We start from the raw sequence: 19,100 nt of genomic DNA, 5'->3' as shown, positions 1-19,100 counted from the left end.
TCTCCTCACCGTGGTGGTGGAGGACGTGTCCGGCCCGGTGCGGAACGTACCCGGCCTGGACGCCGTCGCTGCCGGGTGCTCCGTCAGTCTCCGGGAATGATGGGCGGATCGGCCAACCGGGAGAGTTCCAGGGCCTGTTGTGGGAACCAGTCCCCCGCCTTCGGGTCGACCGTCCCGCGCTCCGGGTCCTCGGGCCCCGCCGTTCCGCGCAGACAGAGCCCGTCCGACTCACCGGGCGTCTTGATCCACAGCCGGGCGTCCTGGAGGGGGTCGCCGGTGCGCAGCGTGGGGCGGGCGCCGAGACCCCGGTCCGGCGGGTTGCACCAGTCCTGCGCGTCGGAGTACTTGCCGGCGGGCGGGACCCAGGGGCCCTGTCCGTTGCGGCTGGAGTCCGTCACGAAGTGCTTCATCCGGGACGGCGGCGTCCGCACATGCGCGTCGAGCCAGGCCTGCGCGTCGGCGCGCGGCCACCACTGGTTGGGGCACTCGGCGACGTCACCACCACCGTCGGCATAGGCCAGACAGGATGAAATCAGCTTGCCGTACCAGGAGTTGGCGTCCTCGGTGTTGTAGTTCGAGGCGTTGGTGTAGAAGCCGGAGGCCCGCGCCACCCCGCCCTCGATCAGGCGCGGCACGATGGAGTTGACGGTGTGCCAGCCAGGGTGTCCGGTGTCGAGGTAGACCCGTGTCCCGGGCAGTGGTTCCAGGGCGTCGACCGCGTAGTTGACCTCGGTGTACCGCGCGGCGGTCTTCGTGCCCTGCGCGTCGTCCTGGCCGCAGTCGGAGGGCAGCAGGGCGAGGGCGTCGGGTTCGAGGGTGACGATCGCGTCGCCGTGCCCGATCCCCCGGGCCACGGCGTCGATCCACGCCTTGTACTCGGCGGTGTCGGCGGCCCCGCCCGCGGAGTAGTTGGCGCAGTCCCGGCCGGGGATGTCGTACAGCGCCAGCACGGGAATCGCGCGCTCATGGCCCGCGTCGCGCACCACCGCGCGGACCAGTCGCTCCACCTCGGCCGGTGTCTGATCGCCGAACCACACGGCCTGCGGGGTGTTCACCATCGCCAGAATCCCGGCCGCGTCACGGAACCGGCCGGCCCGGGCGAGGCCGAGGGCCTGCTGGTACGCCGCCGGGTTGGGGTCCGGGACGTACAGCGACCGTCCATGGCCGGCGGCCTCCGCGGCGTGCGCCGGGGGTACGGCGAAGAGGGCGGCCAGCCCGACGGACAGGACGGCCAGCCAGGTGGGGGTACGTCGTCTCATGCGCGTTCACTCCTGGTTCGCAACGGTCACGAGGGACTCGCGGGAGCGCTCCCACAGAGATTCGCCGAGAGGCGTGCCTGCGTCAATACAAGACACAGAAGACGGGCCCTGAAGCAGAAGACGGATGCCCGGGAATCAGCAGACGGGCCCCGACGACAGGCGTCCGGCGAACAGGCCCGGAGGACGAGCCGGGAGGAGAAGGTACGGGGGCCGATTCCGCCGCCCGTCCCGCAACCGCCCCTCCGCCACCGTCTCCCAGGCCACCGTCTCTCAGGCCACCGACCCGATCCGCCGTGCCGGAACCGAGGACGCGTCGTGATGGATCGGCGTGTGCGCACCGGTGAGGGAGACCCCGCTGCCCCCGCGCCGGTCGGCCACGATCTCCGAGGCGATGGACAGTGCCGTCTCCTCGGGCGTGCGCGCTCCGAGGTCCAGGCCGATCGGTGATCTGAGGCGGGCCAGCTCCAGCTCGGTGACGCCGACTTCGCGCAGCCGTTCGTTGCGGTCCAGGTGGGTGCGGCGCGAGCCCATGGCGCCGACGTACGCCACCGGGAGCCGCAGCGCGAGCCGGAGCAGCGGGACGTCGAACTTGGCGTCGTGGGTGAGGACGCACAGGACCGTGCGGGAGTCGACCGCCGTGCGCTCCAGGTAGCGGTGGGGCCATTCGACGACGATCTCGTCCGCGTCGGGGAAGCGGGCCGCCGTCGCGAAGACCGGGCGGGCGTCGCACACCGTCACCCGGTAACCCAGGAACTTGCCCATGCGGACCAGGGCGGAGGCGAAGTCGATGGCGCCGAAGACGATCATGCGCGGGGGCGGCACCGACGACTCCACGAGAACCGTGAGCGGTGCTCCGCAACGAGAGCCCTGCTCTCCGATCTCCAGGGTGCCGGTGCGGCCGGCGTCCAGTTGGGCCGCCGCCTCGCCCGCCACCGTACGGTCGAGTTCGGGGTGGGCGCCGAAGCCGCCCTCGTACGAACCGTCGGACCGCACGACGAGGGCGCGGCCCATCAGTTCGGCGGGTCCACCGACGACGCGGGCGAGCGCCGCCGCCTCGCCGCCCGCCGCGGCGGCCAGCGCCGCCGCGAACACCGCGCGGCGGGCGGTGTCCCGCGAGCGGACCGGGGTGACCAGGATGTCGATGACGCCGCCGCAGGTCAGGCCGACGGCGAAGGCGTCGTCGTCGCTGTAGCCGAAGCGTTCGAGGACGGTCTCGCCGTCCTCCAGCGCCTGGACGCACAGTTCGTAGACCGCTCCTTCCACGCAACCGCCGGAGACCGAGCCGATCGCCGTGCCGTCGGAGTCGACGGCGAGCGCGGCGCCGGGCCGGCGGGGCGCGCTGCCGCCGACCGCCACCACGGTGGCGACGGCGAAGTCGCGGCCCTGCTCGACCCACCGGTGGAGCTCTTCGGCGATGTCCAGCATCTCTCGGTCTCCTTGTGTGCTTGTCCGCTTGTCTGCGGTTGCGTGGAAGAGACGGGGCGTCAGTGGACGCCCAGCCAGTTCTCGATCGGGTGGAGCGCGAAGTAGACGAAGAAGACCGCCGTCAGACCCCACATGAAGGCCCCGATCTCCCGGGCCCCGCCCTGGGCGATCTTGATGGCCACGTAGCTGATCACGCCGGCCGCCACGCCCGCGGTGATCGAGTAGGTGAACGGCATGATCACGACGGTCAGGAAGACCGGGATGGCGGTGGCGCGGTCGGCCCAGTCGACATGGCGCGCGTTCGTCATCATCATGGCGCCGATGACCACCAGGGCCGCCGCCGCGATCTCGCCCGGGACGATCGCCGTGAGCGGGGTGAAGAACAGGCAGGCCGCGAAGAAGAGCCCGGTGACGACGGACGAGAGGCCGGTACGGGCACCCTCGCCGACGCCGGTCGCGGACTCGACGAACACCGTCTGACCGGAGGCGCCGGCCACTCCGCCGACCGCTCCGCCCGCGCCGTCGATGAACAGCGCCTTCGACAGGCCCGGCATCCGGCCCTGGCCGTCGGCCAGTCCGGCCTCCGTCCCGACGCCGATGACGGTGGCCATGGCGTCGAAGAACCCGGCGAGCACGAGCGTGAAGACGATCATGCCGACCGTCATCGCGCCGACCTGTCCCCAGCCGCCGAACTCGACCTTGCCGAAGAGCGAGAAGTCCGGCATCGAGACGGCGCCGCCGTGCAGTTCGGGGGCGCCGCCGGCCCACTGCTTCGGGTCGATGACCCCGGCGGCGTCGAGGACGACGGAGACGACCGTGCCGGAGACGATGCCGATGAGGATCGCGCCGGGGATGCCGCGCGCCTGGAGCATGAAGATCAGCAGCAGGGTGGCGGCGAACAGCAGCACCGGCCAGCCGGCGAGTTCTCCGGTGGCCCCGAGAGCGAGGGGGGTGGCCTTGCCCTGGTGGACGAAGCCGGCCTTGACCAGGCCGATCAGCGCGATGAACAGGCCGATGCCCATGGTGATGGCGTGCTTGAGCGCCGGCGGGATCGCGTTCATGATCATCTCGCGCAGCCCGGTGGCGACCAGGAGCATGATGACCGCGCCGTACATCACGCACATGCCCATCGCCTGCGGCCAGGTCATCCGCGGGACGACCTGCGAGGAGAGCACACCGGACACCGAGAGTCCGGCCGCGAGGGCGAGCGGCACCTTGCCCACGAACCCCATGAGAAGCGTGGTGAAGGCCGCCGCGAACGCGGTCGCGGTGATCAGGGCCTTCTGGCCGAGCATGTCCCCCGCCACGTCCTTGCCGGACAGGATGAGGGGATTGAGCAGCAGGATGTACGCCATCGCCATGAAGGTGGTGACGCCGCCGCGCACCTCACGCGCGATCGAGCTTCCCCGCTGGGATATGTGGAAGTACCGGTCGAGCCAGGACCGTCCCGCCGGAACGCGGCTGCCCGCGCCCGCGTCCTGCGCGGTGGTCTTCGGCTCCAGTGACTGCTGGGTCATGTGGGACTGCTCCCAAGGTTCAAAGGGGCACCCGGACAGCCGTCCTGACGACTGGTCAACCGCGAGCGCGGTTGCGGGATTCGGGATGGTGCTTCGGCCGCACGACCCGGGGGACGGCCCGAGGCGAACGTGAAGAACGCGATGAACTCTTCTGTGTTGCTTGGTTGTTGCTCACTGCTTCCTGCCGGGTCCCGGTTCCGCGAGCGGTGCGGTGACCGGGTGCTCCGGGCGGCGCGGCGACGTTCCCGGCGCCGCCCGGAGCGGACTGCCCGGTGCCTACGCGGTTCCCGTGAGGTGTTCGGGGCGTACCGGCGTCCGGTCGAGCTCCAGACCCGTCGCGTTCCGGATCGCCGCGAGGACGGCCGGGGTGGACGACAGGGTCGGGGCCTCGCCGATGCCACGGAGCCCGTACGGGGCGTGGTCGTCGGCGAGTTCGAGCACATCGACGGGGATGGTCGGTGTGTCGAGGATGGTGGGGATCAGGTAGTCCGTGAAGGACGGGTTGCGCACCTTCGCGGTCTTCGGGTCGACGATGATCTCCTCCATGACCGCGATGCCCAGACCCTGGGTGGTGCCACCCTGGATCTGGCCGATGACGGACAGCGGGTTGAGGGCCTTGCCGACGTCCTGGGCGCAGGCCAGTTCGATGACCTTGACCATGCCGAGTTCGGTGTCCACCTCGACGACGGCGCGGTGCGCGGCGAAGGAGTACTGGACATGGCCGTTGCCCTGGCCGGTGCGCAGGTCGAAGGCCTCGGTCGGACGGTGCCGCCACTCGGCCTCGATCTCGACGGCCTCTCCTTCGAGCACGTCGGCGAGATCGGCGAGGACCTCGCCGCCGTCGGTGACGACCTTGCCGCCCTCCAGGAGGAGTTCGGCGGTGGCCCACGCGGGGTGGTACGTGCCGAACTTGCGGCGGCCGAGCTCCAGGACCTTCTCACGGACCAGCTCGCAGGAGTTCTTGACGGCGCCACCGGTGACGTACGTCTGACGCGAGGCGGACGTCGAACCGGCGCTGCCCACCTGGGTGTCGGCCGGCTGGATGGTCACCTGGGCGACGCCCAGCTCGGTGCGGGCGATCTGCGCGTGGACGGTGACGCCGCCCTGCCCGACCTCCGCCATCGCGGTGTGCACGGTGGCGACCGGCACGCCGCCGACGACCTCCATGCGGACCCGGGCGGTCGAGTAGTCGTCGAAGCCCTCGGAGAAACCGACGTTCTTGATGCCGACGGCGTACCCGATCCCGCGGACGACGCCTTCTCCGTGCGTGGTGTTGGACAGGCCGCCGGGCAGTTGCCGTACGTCGGCGTCCTCGCCCGCGGAGAGCCACTGCTGCTCGGGCGGCAGGGGCATCGCCTTGACGCGGCGCAGGAGTTCGGCGACCGGGGCCGGCGAGTCGACGCGCTGCCCGGTCGGCAGGAGCGAGCCCTGTTCCATCGCGTTGAGCTGGCGGAACTCGACCCGGTCCATGCCCACCTGGTCGGCGAGCTTGTCCATCTGTGCCTCGTACGCGAAGCACGCCTGGACCGCGCCGAAGCCGCGCATGGCGCCGCAGGGCGGGTTGTTGGTGTAGAGCGCGACGGCCTCGATGTCGACGTCCTCGACGACGTACGGGCCGACGCCGAGCGAGGAGGCGTTGCCGACGACCGCCGGGGAGGCCGACGCGTAGGCGCCGCCGTCGAGGACGATCCGCGCCTTCACGTGGGTCAACTTGCCGTCCTTGGTGGCCCCGTGCTCGTAGTACAGCTTGGCGGGGTGGCGGTGGACGTGTCCGAAGAAGGACTCGAAGCGGTTGTAGACGATCTTGACGGGCTTGCCGGTGCGCAGGGCCAGCAGGCAGGCGTGGATCTGCATCGACAGGTCCTCGCGGCCGCCGAACGCGCCGCCGACGCCGGAGAGGGTCATCCGGACCTTGTCCTCGGGCAGGCCGAGCACCGGGGCGATCTGGCGCAGGTCGGAGTGCAGCCACTGGGTGGCGATGTAGAGCTCGACTCCGCCGTCCTCCGAGGGCACGGCGAGGCCGGACTCGGGGCCGAGGAACGCCTGGTCCTGCATGCCGAACGTGTACTCGCCCTTGACGACGAAGTCGGCCTTCTTGGCGGCCTCTTCGGCGTTACCGCGGACGATCGGCTGGCGGTGCACGATGTTCGGGTGCGGGACGTGGCCGATGTGGTGGTCGTCGCGGCCCTCGTGGACGAGGACCGCGTCGGGCGCGGTCGCGGACGCCTCGTCCGTGATGACCGGCAGCTCCCTGTACTCCACCTTGATCTTGGCGGCGGCGCGGCGCGCGGTCTCCGGGTGGTCGGCGGCGACGATGGCGACCGGCTCGCCGTGGTGGCGTACCTTGCCGTGCGCGAGGACCGGGGTGTCCTGGATCTCCAGGCCGTAGTTGCGCACGGCGGTGGGCAGGTCGTCGTACGTCATGACGGCGTACACGCCGGGCTGCGCGAGGGCCTCGGAGGTGTCGATGGAGACGATCTCGGCGTGCGCGACCGTGGAGCGCAGGATCTGGCCCCACAGCATGTCCTCGTGCCACATGTCGGAGGAGTACGCGAACTCGCCGGTGACCTTGAGGGTGCCGTCCGGACGGAGTGTGGACTCGCCGATGCCGCCCTTGGTCCGGGAGCCCTGCGTGATGTTCGTGGGTGTACCGGTCGTTCCCATGGTCAGACCGCCTCGGACTGCCGGGCGGCCGCGAGGCGGACCGCGTCCATGATCTTCTCGTAGCCGGTGCAGCGGCACAGGTTGCCCGAGAGCGCCTCGCGGATGTCCGCGTCGGTCGGGTTCGGGGTGCGCTCCAGCATCTCGTCCGCCGCGATCAGCAGACCCGGGGTGCAGAAGCCGCACTGCACGGCTCCTGCGTCGATGAACGCCTGCTGGACGGGCGCGAGTCGGGTGCCCTCGCCGGTCTGCGAGTCGTGCCCCTTGGCCGCCCAGTTCTTGGCCTCGTCGAGCGAAATCCCGTTCCCTTCCGGGATGTTGGACGTACCGGTGGCGCAACTCCCGTGCTCCGCGCGCTGCTCGGCGAAGTCGGCGAGCCCCTCGACGGTGACGACCTCGCGGCCCTCGACCTGGCCCGCGGCGACCAGACACGAACACACGGGCACACCGTCGAGCCGGACCGTGCAGGAACCGCACTCGCCCTGTTCGCAGGCGTTCTTGGAACCGGGCAGGCCGAGCCGCTCGCGCAGGACGTACAGAAGGCTCTCGCCCTCCCAGACGTCGTCGGCTTCCTGCCTGCGTCCGTTGACCGTGAAATTGACACGCATTACGCGACTCCCTCCGTGCGGGCGGCGGTGCCGCGGTAGGACTCCCAGGTCCAGGTCAGCGTGCGGCGGGCCATGACGCCGACCGCGTGGCGGCGGTAGCTCGCCGTGCCGCGGACGTCGTCGATCGGGTTGCAGGCGGCGGAGCACAGCGTGGCGAACTGCTTGGCCACCGACGGGGTGATGATCTTTCCGTTGTCCCAGAAGCCGCCCTCGTCGAGTGCCGCGTTCAGGAACTCCTCGGCGGTCTTCGCGCGGACCGGGGTCGGCGCGGCCGAGCCGATGCCGGTGCGGACGGTACGGGTCTCGGGGTGCAGGGCCAGACCGAAGGCGCACACGGCGATCACCATCGCGTTGCGGGTGCCGACCTTCGAGTACTGCTGCGGTCCGTCGGCCTTCTTGATGTGGACGGCGCGGATCAGCTCGTCGGGCGCCAGCGCGTTGCGCTTCACGCCGGTGTAGAACGCGTCGATCGGGATCAGCCGCGAGCCGCGCACCGACTCGGCCTCGACCTCGGCGCCCGCCGCGAGGAGAGCGGGGTGGGCGTCGCCGGCCGGGGAGGCGGTGCCGAGGTTGCCGCCGACGCCGCCGCGGTTGCGGATCTGCGGGGAGGCCACCGTGTGGGAGGCGAGGGCCAGCCCGGGGAGCTCACCGCGCAGGTTCTCCATGATCCGGGTGTACGGGACGGAGGCGCCCAGGCGCACGCTCTCCTCGCCGACCTCCCAGTCGCTCAGCTCTCCGATGCGGTTCAGGTCGAGGAGGTATTCGGGTCTGCGGTGATCGAAGTTGATCTCGACCATCACATCGGTGCCACCCGCAATCGGCACAGCGGTGGGGTGCTCAGCCTTCGCGGCGAGCGCCTCCTCCCAACTGGCGGGGCGAAGGAAGTCCATGAGTGGCTCTCTTCATTCGTATCGTGGGTCGTTCTGATCAAGCCAGATCGTGTGCGGGCGGCCCGGCTCGTTCATGAGGTGTTCACGCGGAGTGAGGCCAGTACACAGCCGCGTCCCACACCGGGGTCAGTCACCGAAACCATGAAGGAGTTGGCTGGCCAGCCCGGGCATCTTGTAGATTCGTATGAACCGAGGTCATCAGCAACCTCTCAGCTTTCCTCCGGAAACAATGAGCACGGCCCTCCGGAAACAATGAGCACAGGCCCGGGACCATCGAGAACCGCCCCCTGGAAACAGAGAGCACGGCTCTCGAAAGCCCAGGACACAGGCCCGGGGGGCCGGGACCACCGATTCTCGGAACCCACGGACCGGCTCCGCGGAACCCACGAACCGGCTCCACCGGGCACGGGGACCGTCGGCGGGCCTCACCCACGATCCATCGAGATTTCGAGACAAAGAACGGCGGCGACGAGAATGCGGCTGCGCGCACTGCTGGACACCGACGCGCTGGGCCTGCGGCTGCTCGGCGGCGAGGACGAGCTCGACCGCACCGTACGCGGTGTGATGACCACCGACCTCAAGGACCCGAGCCGCTACCTCTCGGGCGGCGAACTGGTCCTCACCGGCCTCGCCTGGCGGCACGACGCCGAGGACTCCGAGCCGTTCGTCCGCATCCTCGCCGGCACCGGGGTCGCGGCCCTGGCCGCGGGTGAGGCGGAGCTCGGCGACATCCCCGACGACCTGGTCGTGGCCTGCGCCCGGCACCGGCTGCCGCTGTTCGCCGTGAACGAGTCGGTCGCCTTCGCCACGATCACCGAGCACGTCGTGCGCCAGGTCTCGGGCGAGCGCGCCGGGGATCTGGCCGCCGTGGTCGACCGGCACCGGCGGATGATGACCTCGGGCCCGGCGGGCGGTGGCCCCGACGTGGTCCTCGATCTGCTCGGCACCGACCTCGACCTGCGCGCCTGGGTCCTCTCGCCCGCCGGACGGCCCATAGCCGGCTCCAAGGTCGCGGGCGGCGCGCTGCCCGCGGACACCCGCGCCGAGCTGGCCGCCGAGCATCTGGCGGCGGCCCGCACCGGGCGCCGGGGACCGCACCGGGTGACGGTGGGCCCGGCGATGTACTCGCTCTTCCCGATCCGCTCCTCGGGGCGTGCCACGGGCGCCTCCCGGGACGTGCGCGAGACGGTGCTCTCGGACTGGCTGCTCGCGGTCGAGGCGGACGCCGGGGAGTGGCCCGAGGAGCGGCTCGACCTGCTCCAGGGCGTCACCCAGCTGATCGCGGTGGAGCGGGACCGGCGGGACGCCGCACGCACGGTACGCCGACGGCTCGCGCAGGAAGTGCTTGAGCTGGTCCAGACGGGGGCGGCGCCCGCCGAGATCGCGGCACGGCTGCGGGTCGCGGCGCCGGTGCTGCTGCCGGGCCTGGGCGCGGCCCCGCACTGGCAGGTCGTGGTGGCGCGAGTCGAGTGGGACGGCGGCGAGATCGAGGGCGGCCCGGTCGCCCAGGCGCTGCTGGAGGAGATCCTCGTGGACCCGCTGTCACCGGGCCCGGAACACTCCGACCGGATAGCCGTCGCCCACACGGGCGACGAGGCGGTCGCGCTCGTCCCCCTTCCGGCGGTCCCGTCCGACCAGGACGGCCCCGAGCGCGGCCTGCACGCCGACACCCTGCTCGCGGCCGTACGGGACCCGCTGTCGGCCGGTCTGAACGACGACGGGCGGCTCACGCTCGGCGTCAGCGCCGCCGTCCACTCGGCCGAGGGGCTGCGCGGCGCCCTGGAGGAGGCCCGGCACGCCCGCCGGGTCGCCGCGGCGCGCCCCGGGCGCGTCTGCGCGGCCGGACACCAGGAGCTGGCCTCGCACGTCCTGCTGCTGCCGTTCGTCCCGGACGACGTGCGCCGCGCCTTCACCGCCCGCCTTCTGGACCCCCTGCGCGAGTACGACAGCCGGCACCGGGCGGAGCTGATTCCGACCCTGGAGGCGTTCCTCGACTGCGACGGCTCCTGGACGCGCTGTGCCGCCCGACTGCACCTCCACGTCAACACGCTGCGCTACCGCGTCGGCCGTATCGAGCAGTTGACGAGTCGTGATCTGTCGCGCCTGGAGGACAAGTTGGACTTCTTCCTGGCACTGCGAATGAGCTGACCTCAGGAGCCCCGGGTGAGCCGCGCGCGTCCAATGACTTTGTGAAATCCTTCACCCACCCTCTTGGCCGGGCCCGGTGATCCGTGCTGAGATGCCACCACTCAACAGCTCAATGGTGTGCTCGGGGAGGGCAACGTGGCGCATACCGCCATGTCTGGTACCGGAACGACTGCAGGGGACGATCCACTCCAGACCGCGGTATGGCGGCTGCGCTCGCGCGCCTGCTGGGCCGACGCGGCGGCGCTGCTCCAGCCGCACACGGCGGGGGCCGCCCTGCAGAGAGCGTCGCTCCTGGTCGAGCGCTGTCTTTACACCGAGCAGGGCTGGGCCGAGGCGGAGGACGCCCTGCGCACCGCCGAGGCGCTGGCGCAGACCGACGACGAACGGGGCGCGGCGGCCTGCGAGCGGGGGCAACTCGCCTACGCCGCCACACTGCTGACCGTGCGCGACCGGGCCGACGAGGCGCGGGCCGCGCTCGGCAGGGCCGCGGCGCTGCTCGCGCCGGGCGCGCCCGGCAGAGCCCTGCTGGACTTCCGGCGCGGGCTGCTCGCCGAGAACCTCGCGCACGCGCCGCAGGCAGCCCGCGCCGCGTACCGGCGGGCACACGCGGGCGCGACCGCCCAGAACGACGCACTGCTGCTGTCCTTCACCTGGCGGCATCTCGCCGGACTCGCCCTGCGCGAAGGGGAGTTGGCGGAGGCCCGGCACGGCTTCGCCGAATCCCTCAGGATCCGGGAGGAGCTGGGGTACCTCGTCGGTACGGCCCCGGCGCTGGCGTCCCTGGCCGACGCCGAGGTCGAGCCGGAGGCGTCGCGACTGCGGGCGGAGGCGGGACGGCTGTTCCGGCTGCTCGGGGGCGTGCCCATCTGGCTGGCGGGCCAGTTGACTCCGCCCGCGGCGACGGCCTGATCACACACGGGCGGGCGGATACTCCGCCCGCCACGGGCTCCTGTTGTCCGGGGCGGGCTGCCGTCCAGCACGGATGTGTACGGACCCGTACAGCCCGCCCGGCACGGACGCGTACGGCGCCCGACCGGCACGACGGCTCGTGCCGGCACAGATGCCAAGGCCCGACCGGTACGGACGCGTACAGCGCGTGCGGCACGCCTCGCTGAGGAGCGGGCGGGCGGGACGAGCCGGGCGCGTACGGCACGACCGCCGAGGAAGCGGGCAGGACGGGCCGGGCGCTTCAGGGGGCGCCGGTGAAGTGCTCCCGCACCAGGGCCTGGACGACCGTCAGATCCTCGGCGATCAACGCCTCAAGCAGCGCGGTGTGTTCGGCCGCGTCGGCCACCAGGTCGGCGCGGCCCCGGGAGACGGGACCGCCGACGAGGGGCCACTGGGCGCGGCGGTGCAGATCGTCGGCGATGCGCACCAACTGCGCGTTGCCCGCGAGCGCGAGGACCGCGCGATGGAAGGACCGGTCGGACTCCGCGTAGGTCGCGCGGCAGCCCGTGGACGCGGCGCGCACGGTGGCCTCGGCGAGCGGGCGCAGCTCGGCCCAGCGGGCGGCGGGCACGGTACGGGCGAGCCTGAGCATCACCGGGACCTCGATCAGGCCCCGGATCTCGGCGAGTTCGGCCACTTCCCGGGTGCCGCGCTCGATGACGCGGAAGCCCCGGTTGGGGACGACCTCGACGGCGCCTTCGAGGGCGAGTTGCTGCATCGCCTCCCGGACGGGCGTCGCGGACACCCCGAAGCGCTCGCCGAGCGCGGGCGCCGAGTACACCTCGCCGGGGGCGAGTTCACCCGCGACGAGCGCGGTGCGCAGCGCGTCGAGGATCTGCCCGCGCACGGAGGCACGCTGCACGACGGGCCGTGCGGCCTCGGCTCGTACGACGGGCCGGGTGTCCTCGGCGCGCACGGGGCGGGCACCCGGCTCACGTACCGCGGGGCGGGTTTCCTCGACGCGTACGGGCCGGATGCCCTGCTCGCGTACGCCGGGTCGAGTCTCGTCCGCGTACACGGGCCGGACGCTCCCGGGACGCGTCCCGGGGCGGACCTCGTCGGCGTGTACGGGGCGTACAGCGGGGCGGGTGTCGGCCGGGCGTACGGCGGCGCGGGTGTCCTCGGTGCGGGGGTGCGGGATCGGCGTCTCGCTGTGCGTGTGCTCACCGCGGGCCGAGGCCGAGGCCACGACGGGACCGCCGCCAGGCCCACCACCCGACCCACCGCTCGCCGAACCACCACCCGGCCCGGTGCCGGGGCCGTCGCCCGTGACACCCGCCGGGACTCCCCTCGCCCGGCCCCCGTCCGCGGGCCCCGGCTGCGGCGGAACCCGGAAGGCGGCGGGGTGGATGTCCGGGTCCCACGACCCGGCGGAGCCGTGCGCGCTGCGCGGACCGGCCTGCTCCACGGGGCCCTCCTCCGGGTCGGTGGTACTGGGGGTCATGGCGTCGGTTGTTACTCGTCCGTCAAGCACGATAGGCGCACATGGCCTCAGTTCAAACACCCGCAAGGCGGGGTAAGGTAAGGCTTGCCTTCTAACGATCGTGAAGCGATGGTTCCGCATGTCCGCTCCCGCCCCGTCCGCCGACTCCCTCACGACCGCCCCAGCCGCCCCGGCCCGCCCCGCCAGGCAGCCCGCCGCCGCGTCGCCCGTGGCGGACGCGTACACGCGACTGAGTGAGGTCTTCCCCGGTCTGGGCGTCACGGAGCTGGGGGCGGCAGAAGCGGCCCCGCGGGGCACGGGCTGGGCCGCGGCCGCCGGGCTCGCGGAGGGCGGGCCCGCCCTCGACGCGTTTCTCGCCTGGGACGAGGCCCAGGTGGTCCGGGACTACGGCCTGCGGGCACGGCCCGACGTCGTGGCGGGTTTCGGACTGCACCGGTACGCCTGGCCGGCCTGCCTGCTGATCACCGTGCCGTGGTTCCTGCTGCGCCGGGTGCCCCGGCTGCCCGTGGAGGACGTCACATTCCAGCGTGAGCTCGGCCGGATGGCCGTCCGGGTCACCACGTTCGCCTGTCTGCCGGACGACCCGGCCGCCGCCCTGCCGGGCGCCAGGGTCGTACCGGACGAGGAGGCACTGCGCGCGGAGGTGCGGGCCGCGGTGGCCGAACACCTGGAGCCGGTCCTCGGCGGATTCGGCCCGCGGATGCGGCGGCGCGGCCGGGCGCTGTGGGGCATGGCGACCGACGAGATCGTCGAGGGCCTCTGGTACGTCGCCCACCTGTTCGGCGAGGAGCGGCGCGCGACGCGCGAGCTGGAGCTGCTGCTGCCCGGCTCGACGCGGCCGTACGTCGGTTCGGCGGCCTTCCGCGAACTGACCGGCCCACAGGGGGAGTCGCTGCCCACCCGCGACCGGGTGAGCTGCTGCCTCTTCTACACACTGCGTCCGGCGGACACCTGCGCCACCTGCCCGCGCACCTGTGACGCGGACCGGATCACCAGGTTGACCTCCGCTGCGGCGAGTTGAGACACCCGGGCGAGGGTCTGCCCGTAGGCGCGTCGGGACCGTCACCGGTCGCGGCGCCCTCGGACCGCTCACGGATCACAAGTGCTTCACGAATTCCTCACTTGTCACGGGAACTCTCCACGGAACCATCCGTATGGGTAGTCTTATTCGTACTCAACTCCCGTCCCTCGTGCGGCAGTTCGAGCAAAGCGTCGCCCTGCGTACCTCCTCGCACTTCCTTGGCGGCCTCTTGCCCCGAAACCCCCTGAGGGCCGACGTGATTGGGCCACTATGGCGGGCGTTACGCCCTATCCCAATGCAAGGGACCCCAGATGAGACTGACCGACATATCGCTGAACTGGCTGCTTCCAGGCGCCGTTCTGCTCCTGGGCCTGCTGGCGGCGGTGGCGGTGCTCGCGCGCGGCAAGCGGTCCGGGGACAGCACGAGCAGCGACGACTCGTGGGAGCGCACCGAGGAGCGCCGCAGGCGTAAGGAGGCCGTCTACGGCTCGGCCTCCTATGTGCTGTTGTTCTGCTGTGCCGCTGTCGCGGCGGCACTCTCCTTCCACGGCCTGGTCGGCTTCGGCCAGCAGAACCTGGGCCTCTCCGACGGCTGGGAGTACCTCGTCCCGTTCGGCCTGGACGGCGCGGCGATGTTCTGTTCCGTCCTCGCGGTGCGCGAGGCCAGCCACGGTGACGCGGCGCTCGGCTCCCGCATACTCGTGTGGACCTTCGCCGGTGCCGCGGCCTGGTTCAACTGGGTGCACGCGCCCCGCGGCATCGCCCACGCCGGTGCTCCGCAGTTCTTCGCGGGCATGTCCCTGTCGGCCGCGGTGCTGTTCGACCGGGCTCTGAAGCAGACCCGTCGTGCCGCGCTGCGCGAGCAGGGTCTGGTGCCGCGTCCGCTGCCGCAGATCCGCATAGTCCGCTGGCTGCGCGCGCCCCGTGAGACGTACAGCGCCTGGTCGCTGATGCTGCTGGAGAACGTCCGCTCGCTGGACGAGGCCGTGGACGAGGTGCGCGAGGACCGGCGCCAGAAGGAGCAGAACCGGCTGCGCCGCCGGAACGAGGAGCGGGTCGAGCGAGCACACCTCAAGGCGCTCAGCCGTGGTCACCGCGGCTTCGCCGGACGCGGTGGCGCCCGGGAACTGGAGACCGCGACCGTGGAGCGGGCACCCGCGCCGGCCTCCACGGAGCCTGCCATATCCACCGCGGAGCAGCTGCCCGTACGATCGCGGCCCTCCCTCACCCCCGTCCGCAAGAGCACTGAGCCGATCACCGTCGACCTCACCACGGAGGACGAAACGATGGCGCTGCCGCGGCTCGACTCCCTGGAGCGCAAGCTCAAGGACCTTGAACAGCAGTTCGGCTGAGGCGCACACGCCCGACCCCGGGCGACAGTCCGGAAGGCCCGGCCGGGATCTCCGGCCGGGCCCGGACACGACAACGGCGGCGCGGTGTTCCTACACCGTGCCGCCGTTCAGTTCGAACCACACCGCCTTGCCCACCCCGTGCGCCCGTACGCCCCACGCGTCCGCCAGGGACTGGACGAGGACGAGACCTCTGCCGTGCGTACCGTCGTCGGCGTTCGGTACGCACATTCTGGGCCTGCGTGCCACGAAGTCCCTGACCTCCACGCGCAGTCCGCGCGGTCCGATCGTCGCTGTCAGGACGGCGTCGTCATCGGTGTGAATCAGTGCGTTGGTGACGAGCTCGCTGGTCAAGAGCTCGGCTGTCTCGGACCTTCCCGGTTTCCCCCAGTGCCGTAACAGCTCCCTCAGCGCCTTGCGCGCCTCGGGCACCGCCCTCAGATCCGCCTTGCCCAGCCGGCGCCGGAGCTGCGCGCCGTCCGGTTGGTCGATCGCCCCCTCGGACGCTTCCTCCACTGGATCGGTGGAGTAGGCCCCCCTGGTCATGGGACCACCTCCTGGTGCCTGCCGCTTCATGACCCCCGCCTGCGTACCGATATCGGGTCCCCTCTGCTCGAACACGTTCACGGGAATCCATGCCCTCATCGGGAACGTGACACTCATGCCGATCGTCGACCAACCGCCGTACGGTCACGGGTGCGCGCCGCCCGCACGGGGAAGTGAAGGCTTCGACAGAGCCGTCCGAGCACCGAGGAGCCGCCGTGCACGACGACCGTTCGCTGGTGGAGGCTCGCCTGGAGCGCGCGCTACGGCAGCGCCTGCGCCCCGCGCAGTACGCGGACCGGGTGCCGCTCACGCTCTCCGTATGGCATGTACCGGGCGAGCCGGTGCCCGTCGACCAGGCGCTCCAGGCCTCCTACGAGCCCTTCACGACCGGCACGGTCTGGGGAAAGCCCTGGTCGACGAGTTGGTTCCGCATCGAGGGCCGGGTGCCCGAGGAGTGGGCGGGCCGCCCGGTGGAGGTGGTGATCGACCCCGGGTTCACCGGGGACGGACCGGGATTCCAGGCGGAGGGGCTGCTGTACGACGCGGCCGGCGTCCCCCTCAAGGGCATCCACCCGCGCAACCGCCATCTGGCGGTCGGGGCACCGGCGGCGGGAGGCGAGGCGGTGAGCCTGTTGCTGGAGGCGGCGGCCAACCCCGCCGTCCTGCACGGCTTCGAGCCCACACGCCTGGGAGACGTGCTGACCGCCGGTGATGGGCCGATCTACCGATTCGCGGCTGCCGATCTCGCCGTACTCGATGAGGACGTGTGGCATCTGGTCCTCGATGCCGAGGTCCTCTCGGAGCTGATGTACGAGCTGGATCCGCAGCGGCCGCGACGGCACGAGATCCTGCGCGCCCTGGAGAACATGCTCGACGCCCTCGATCTGCACGATGTCTCCGGCACGGCGGCGGCGGCCCGGTCCGAGCTGACCGAGGCGCTGTCACGGCCCGCGTCGGCGAGCGCGCACCGCGTCTCGGCGGCCGGGCACGCGCACATCGACTCGGCGTGGCTGTGGCCGCTGCGCGAGACGGTCCGCAAGGCCTCCCGGACCTTCGCCAACGTCACGGCACTGGCCCTCGACTACCCCGAGCTGGTCTTCGCCTGCTCGCAGGCCCAGCAGTACGCCTGGGTCAAGGAGCACCAGCCGCACATCTGGGGACGCATCAAGAAGGCCGTGGAGGAGGGCAATTGGGCTCCGGTGGGTTCGATGTGGGTGGAGTCCGACGCCAACATGCCCGGCGGTGAGGCGCTGGCCCGGCAGATCGTGCACGGCAAGCGGTTCTTCCGGGAGGAACTGGGCGTCGAGACCGAGGAGATCTGGCTGCCGGACTCCTTCGGCTACACGGCCGCCTTCCCACAGCTCGCGAAGCTCGCGGGCGTCCGCTGGTTCCTCACCCAGAAGCTGAGCTGGAACCAGACCAACAAGATGCCCCACCACACCTTCTGGTGGGAGGGCATCGACGGCACCCGGGTCTTCACCCACTTCCCGCCCGTGGACACCTACAACTCCCAGTTCCACGGCCGCGAACTCGCCCACGCGGAACGCAACTTCGCGGAGAAGGGCCGGGCCACCCGCTCGCTGGTCCCGTTCGGCTGGGGCGACGGCGGGGGCGGTCCGACCCGCGAAATGCTGGAGAAGGCGAGGCGGTTGCGGTCCCTGGAGGGCTCACCGCGCGTCGAGGTCGAGAAGCCTTCGGCGTTCTTCGCCGCCGCGGAGGAGGAGTACGGGGTCCACGCGCCGGTGTGGTCGGGCGAGCTGTACCTGGAGCTGCACCGGGCCACCTACACCACGCAGGCCAAGACCAAGCAGGGCAACCGGCGCTCCGAACACGCTTTGCGTGAAGCCGAGTTGTGGTGTGCCACGGCCGCCGTGCGCGATCCGTCGTACGCCTACCCGTACGACGCCCTGGACCGGCTCTGGAAGACGGTGCTGCTGCACCAGTTCCACGACATCCTGCCCGGCTCCTCGATCGCCTGGGTGCACCGGGAGGCCCGCGAGACCTACGCGCGGGTGCTCGCGGAACTGGAGGAGATCACCGCGGACGCGGTACGGGCTCTGGGCACCGGCTCCTCGCCCGCTGTGCTGAACGCCTCGCCGTACGAGCGGACCGAGGTGGTCGGGGACGGGCTGGTGACGGTGCCGGGGCTGGGCGGCGCCGCCGTACCGACCGGGCCCGGACCCACCGTGCGGGCCGAACAGGCCGACGGCACGATCGTGTTGGAGAACGACCGGCTGCGGGTGCGGATCGACGGTGACGGGCTGCTGACCTCGGTACGGGATCTCGCGCACGACCGCGAGGTGCTGTGCGGTCCCGGAAATCTGCTCCAGCTCCACCCCGACCATCCCAACGCCTGGGACGCGTGGGACATCGACCGGCACTACCGGCGCACCCACACGGACCTGACGGCGGCCGAATCGGTGGAGCTGGTGGAGAGCGGGCCGCTGCGGGCGACCGTGCGCGTCACCCGGGCCTTCGGCTCCTCCCGGATCACCCAGGAGATCCGGCTGACAGCCGCGAGCCGCCGGCTGGACATCGTGACGGACATCGACTGGCAGGAGTCGGAGAAGGTCCTCAAGGCCGCCTTCCCACTCGACGTCCAGGCCGAACGGTCCGCGGCCGAGATCCAGTTCGGGCACGTCCACCGCCCGACCCACGCCAACACCGGCTGGGACGCGGCCCGTTTCGAGATCTGCGCCCACCGCTGGCTGCGGGTCGCGGAGGATTCGTACGGCGTCGCGGTGCTCAACGACTCGACGTACGGCCACGATGTGACCCGTACACCGCATGACGGCGGCCTCGGCACCACCGTACGGCTGACCCTGCTGCGTGCCCCGCACAGCCCGGACCCGGAGACCGATCTCGGCACGCACCGGTTCACGTACGCGCTGTTGCCGGGGGCGGGCGTCGGGGACGCCGTGGCGGAGGGGCTCGCGCTCAATCTGCCGCTGCGGCAGGCCGCGGCGCCGGCGCTCGAACCGCTGGTGAGCGTCGACGACCCGGCCGTCACCGTCGAGTCGGTCAAACTCGCGGAGGACCGCGGCGGCGACGTGGTGGTGCGGCTGTACGAGTCCCGGGGCGGGCGGGCCAGGGCGAAGGTGACCGCCGGTTTCCCGGTCTCCCGGGCCGAGGTGACCGACCTGCTGGAACGGCCGCTGCGCGAAGCCCCGTCGGAGATCGAGCTGCGGCCGTTCCAGATCCTCACCCTGCGGCTGAGGCCCGCGCGGTAGGACGGCCGGGGGCCGGGCCCGCGGTGCGCGCGCCCTGCCCCCTGTCCCCCCGCC

Annotated in this window: 13 protein-coding genes; 5 read left to right on the top strand and 8 right to left on the bottom strand. The window is 71.9% G+C overall.

Annotation, left to right across the window (positions count from 1 at the left end):
- Positions 1 to 83: 83 nt before the first annotated feature.
- The 6 genes from ACZ6KY_RS29235 to ACZ6KY_RS29210 form a co-directional block, all read right to left on the bottom strand.
- Positions 84 to 1,259, bottom strand: a complete 1,176-nt coding sequence (locus tag ACZ6KY_RS29235; RefSeq protein WP_469313261.1) for a glycoside hydrolase family 6 protein — start codon at positions 1,257 to 1,259, stop codon at positions 84 to 86.
- Positions 1,260 to 1,529: 270 nt separating this feature from the next.
- Positions 1,530 to 2,684, bottom strand: a complete 1,155-nt coding sequence (locus tag ACZ6KY_RS29230) for an XdhC family protein (RefSeq protein WP_469313260.1) — start codon at positions 2,682 to 2,684, stop codon at positions 1,530 to 1,532.
- A gap of 59 nt (positions 2,685 to 2,743) precedes the next feature.
- Positions 2,744 to 4,201 carry an NCS2 family permease gene (locus tag ACZ6KY_RS29225; RefSeq protein ID WP_469313259.1) on the bottom strand — a complete coding sequence of 486 codons (1,458 nt, stop codon included), beginning with the start codon at positions 4,199 to 4,201 and terminating at the stop codon, positions 2,744 to 2,746.
- A 276-nt stretch (positions 4,202 to 4,477) separates the two neighbouring features.
- Positions 4,478 to 6,865, bottom strand: a complete 2,388-nt coding sequence (locus ACZ6KY_RS29220; RefSeq protein ID WP_469313258.1) for a xanthine dehydrogenase family protein molybdopterin-binding subunit — start codon at positions 6,863 to 6,865, stop codon at positions 4,478 to 4,480.
- Between the two features lie 2 nt (positions 6,866 to 6,867).
- Positions 6,868 to 7,470, bottom strand: a complete 603-nt coding sequence (locus ACZ6KY_RS29215) for a (2Fe-2S)-binding protein (protein ID WP_469313257.1) — start codon at positions 7,468 to 7,470, stop codon at positions 6,868 to 6,870.
- Positions 7,470 to 8,360, bottom strand: coding sequence for an FAD binding domain-containing protein (locus ACZ6KY_RS29210; RefSeq protein ID WP_401331357.1), 891 nt, complete (start codon positions 8,358 to 8,360; stop codon positions 7,470 to 7,472). The genes ACZ6KY_RS29215 and ACZ6KY_RS29210 overlap by 1 nt, the downstream gene beginning before the upstream one ends.
- A gap of 474 nt (positions 8,361 to 8,834) precedes the next feature.
- On the opposite strand from ACZ6KY_RS29210, the gene ACZ6KY_RS29205 reads away from it, so the two are divergent.
- Together ACZ6KY_RS29205 and ACZ6KY_RS29200 are read left to right on the top strand one after the other, a co-directional pair.
- Positions 8,835 to 10,508: a PucR family transcriptional regulator gene (locus ACZ6KY_RS29205; protein WP_469313256.1), complete on the top strand. Its 1,674-nt coding sequence runs from the start codon at positions 8,835 to 8,837 to the stop codon at positions 10,506 to 10,508.
- 135 nt (positions 10,509 to 10,643) lie between these two features.
- On the top strand, positions 10,644 to 11,417 hold the full coding sequence (locus ACZ6KY_RS29200; protein ID WP_469313255.1) for a hypothetical protein: 774 nt from the start codon (positions 10,644 to 10,646) through the stop codon (positions 11,415 to 11,417).
- A 280-nt stretch (positions 11,418 to 11,697) separates the two neighbouring features.
- On the opposite strand, the gene ACZ6KY_RS29195 is transcribed toward ACZ6KY_RS29200, so the two are convergent.
- Positions 11,698 to 12,432, bottom strand: a complete 735-nt coding sequence (locus ACZ6KY_RS29195; protein WP_469313286.1) for a GntR family transcriptional regulator — start codon at positions 12,430 to 12,432, stop codon at positions 11,698 to 11,700.
- Between the two features lie 586 nt (positions 12,433 to 13,018).
- On the opposite strand from ACZ6KY_RS29195, the gene ACZ6KY_RS29190 reads away from it, so the two are divergent.
- Positions 13,019 to 13,921 carry a (2Fe-2S)-binding protein gene (locus ACZ6KY_RS29190; RefSeq protein ID WP_469313254.1) on the top strand — a complete coding sequence of 301 codons (903 nt, stop codon included), beginning with the start codon at positions 13,019 to 13,021 and terminating at the stop codon, positions 13,919 to 13,921.
- 311 nt (positions 13,922 to 14,232) lie between these two features.
- Positions 14,233 to 15,273, top strand: coding sequence for a DUF2637 domain-containing protein (locus ACZ6KY_RS29185; protein WP_469313253.1), 1,041 nt, complete (start codon positions 14,233 to 14,235; stop codon positions 15,271 to 15,273).
- A 90-nt stretch (positions 15,274 to 15,363) separates the two neighbouring features.
- Here ACZ6KY_RS29185 and ACZ6KY_RS29180 read toward each other — a convergent pair whose 3' ends face one another.
- On the bottom strand, positions 15,364 to 15,816 hold the full coding sequence (locus ACZ6KY_RS29180) for an ATP-binding protein (RefSeq protein ID WP_469313252.1): 453 nt from the start codon (positions 15,814 to 15,816) through the stop codon (positions 15,364 to 15,366).
- Between the two features lie 215 nt (positions 15,817 to 16,031).
- Between ACZ6KY_RS29180 and ACZ6KY_RS29175 the strand changes: the two genes are divergently transcribed.
- A complete protein-coding gene (locus ACZ6KY_RS29175; RefSeq protein ID WP_469313251.1) occupies positions 16,032 to 19,046 on the top strand; it encodes an alpha-mannosidase in 3,015 nt (1,004 codons plus the stop codon).
- Positions 19,047 to 19,100 lie beyond the last annotated feature (54 nt).

This window comes from Streptomyces sp. NPDC042002 (assembly GCF_055588305.1).
This window is presented reverse-complemented; position numbering and strand designations above follow the sequence as displayed.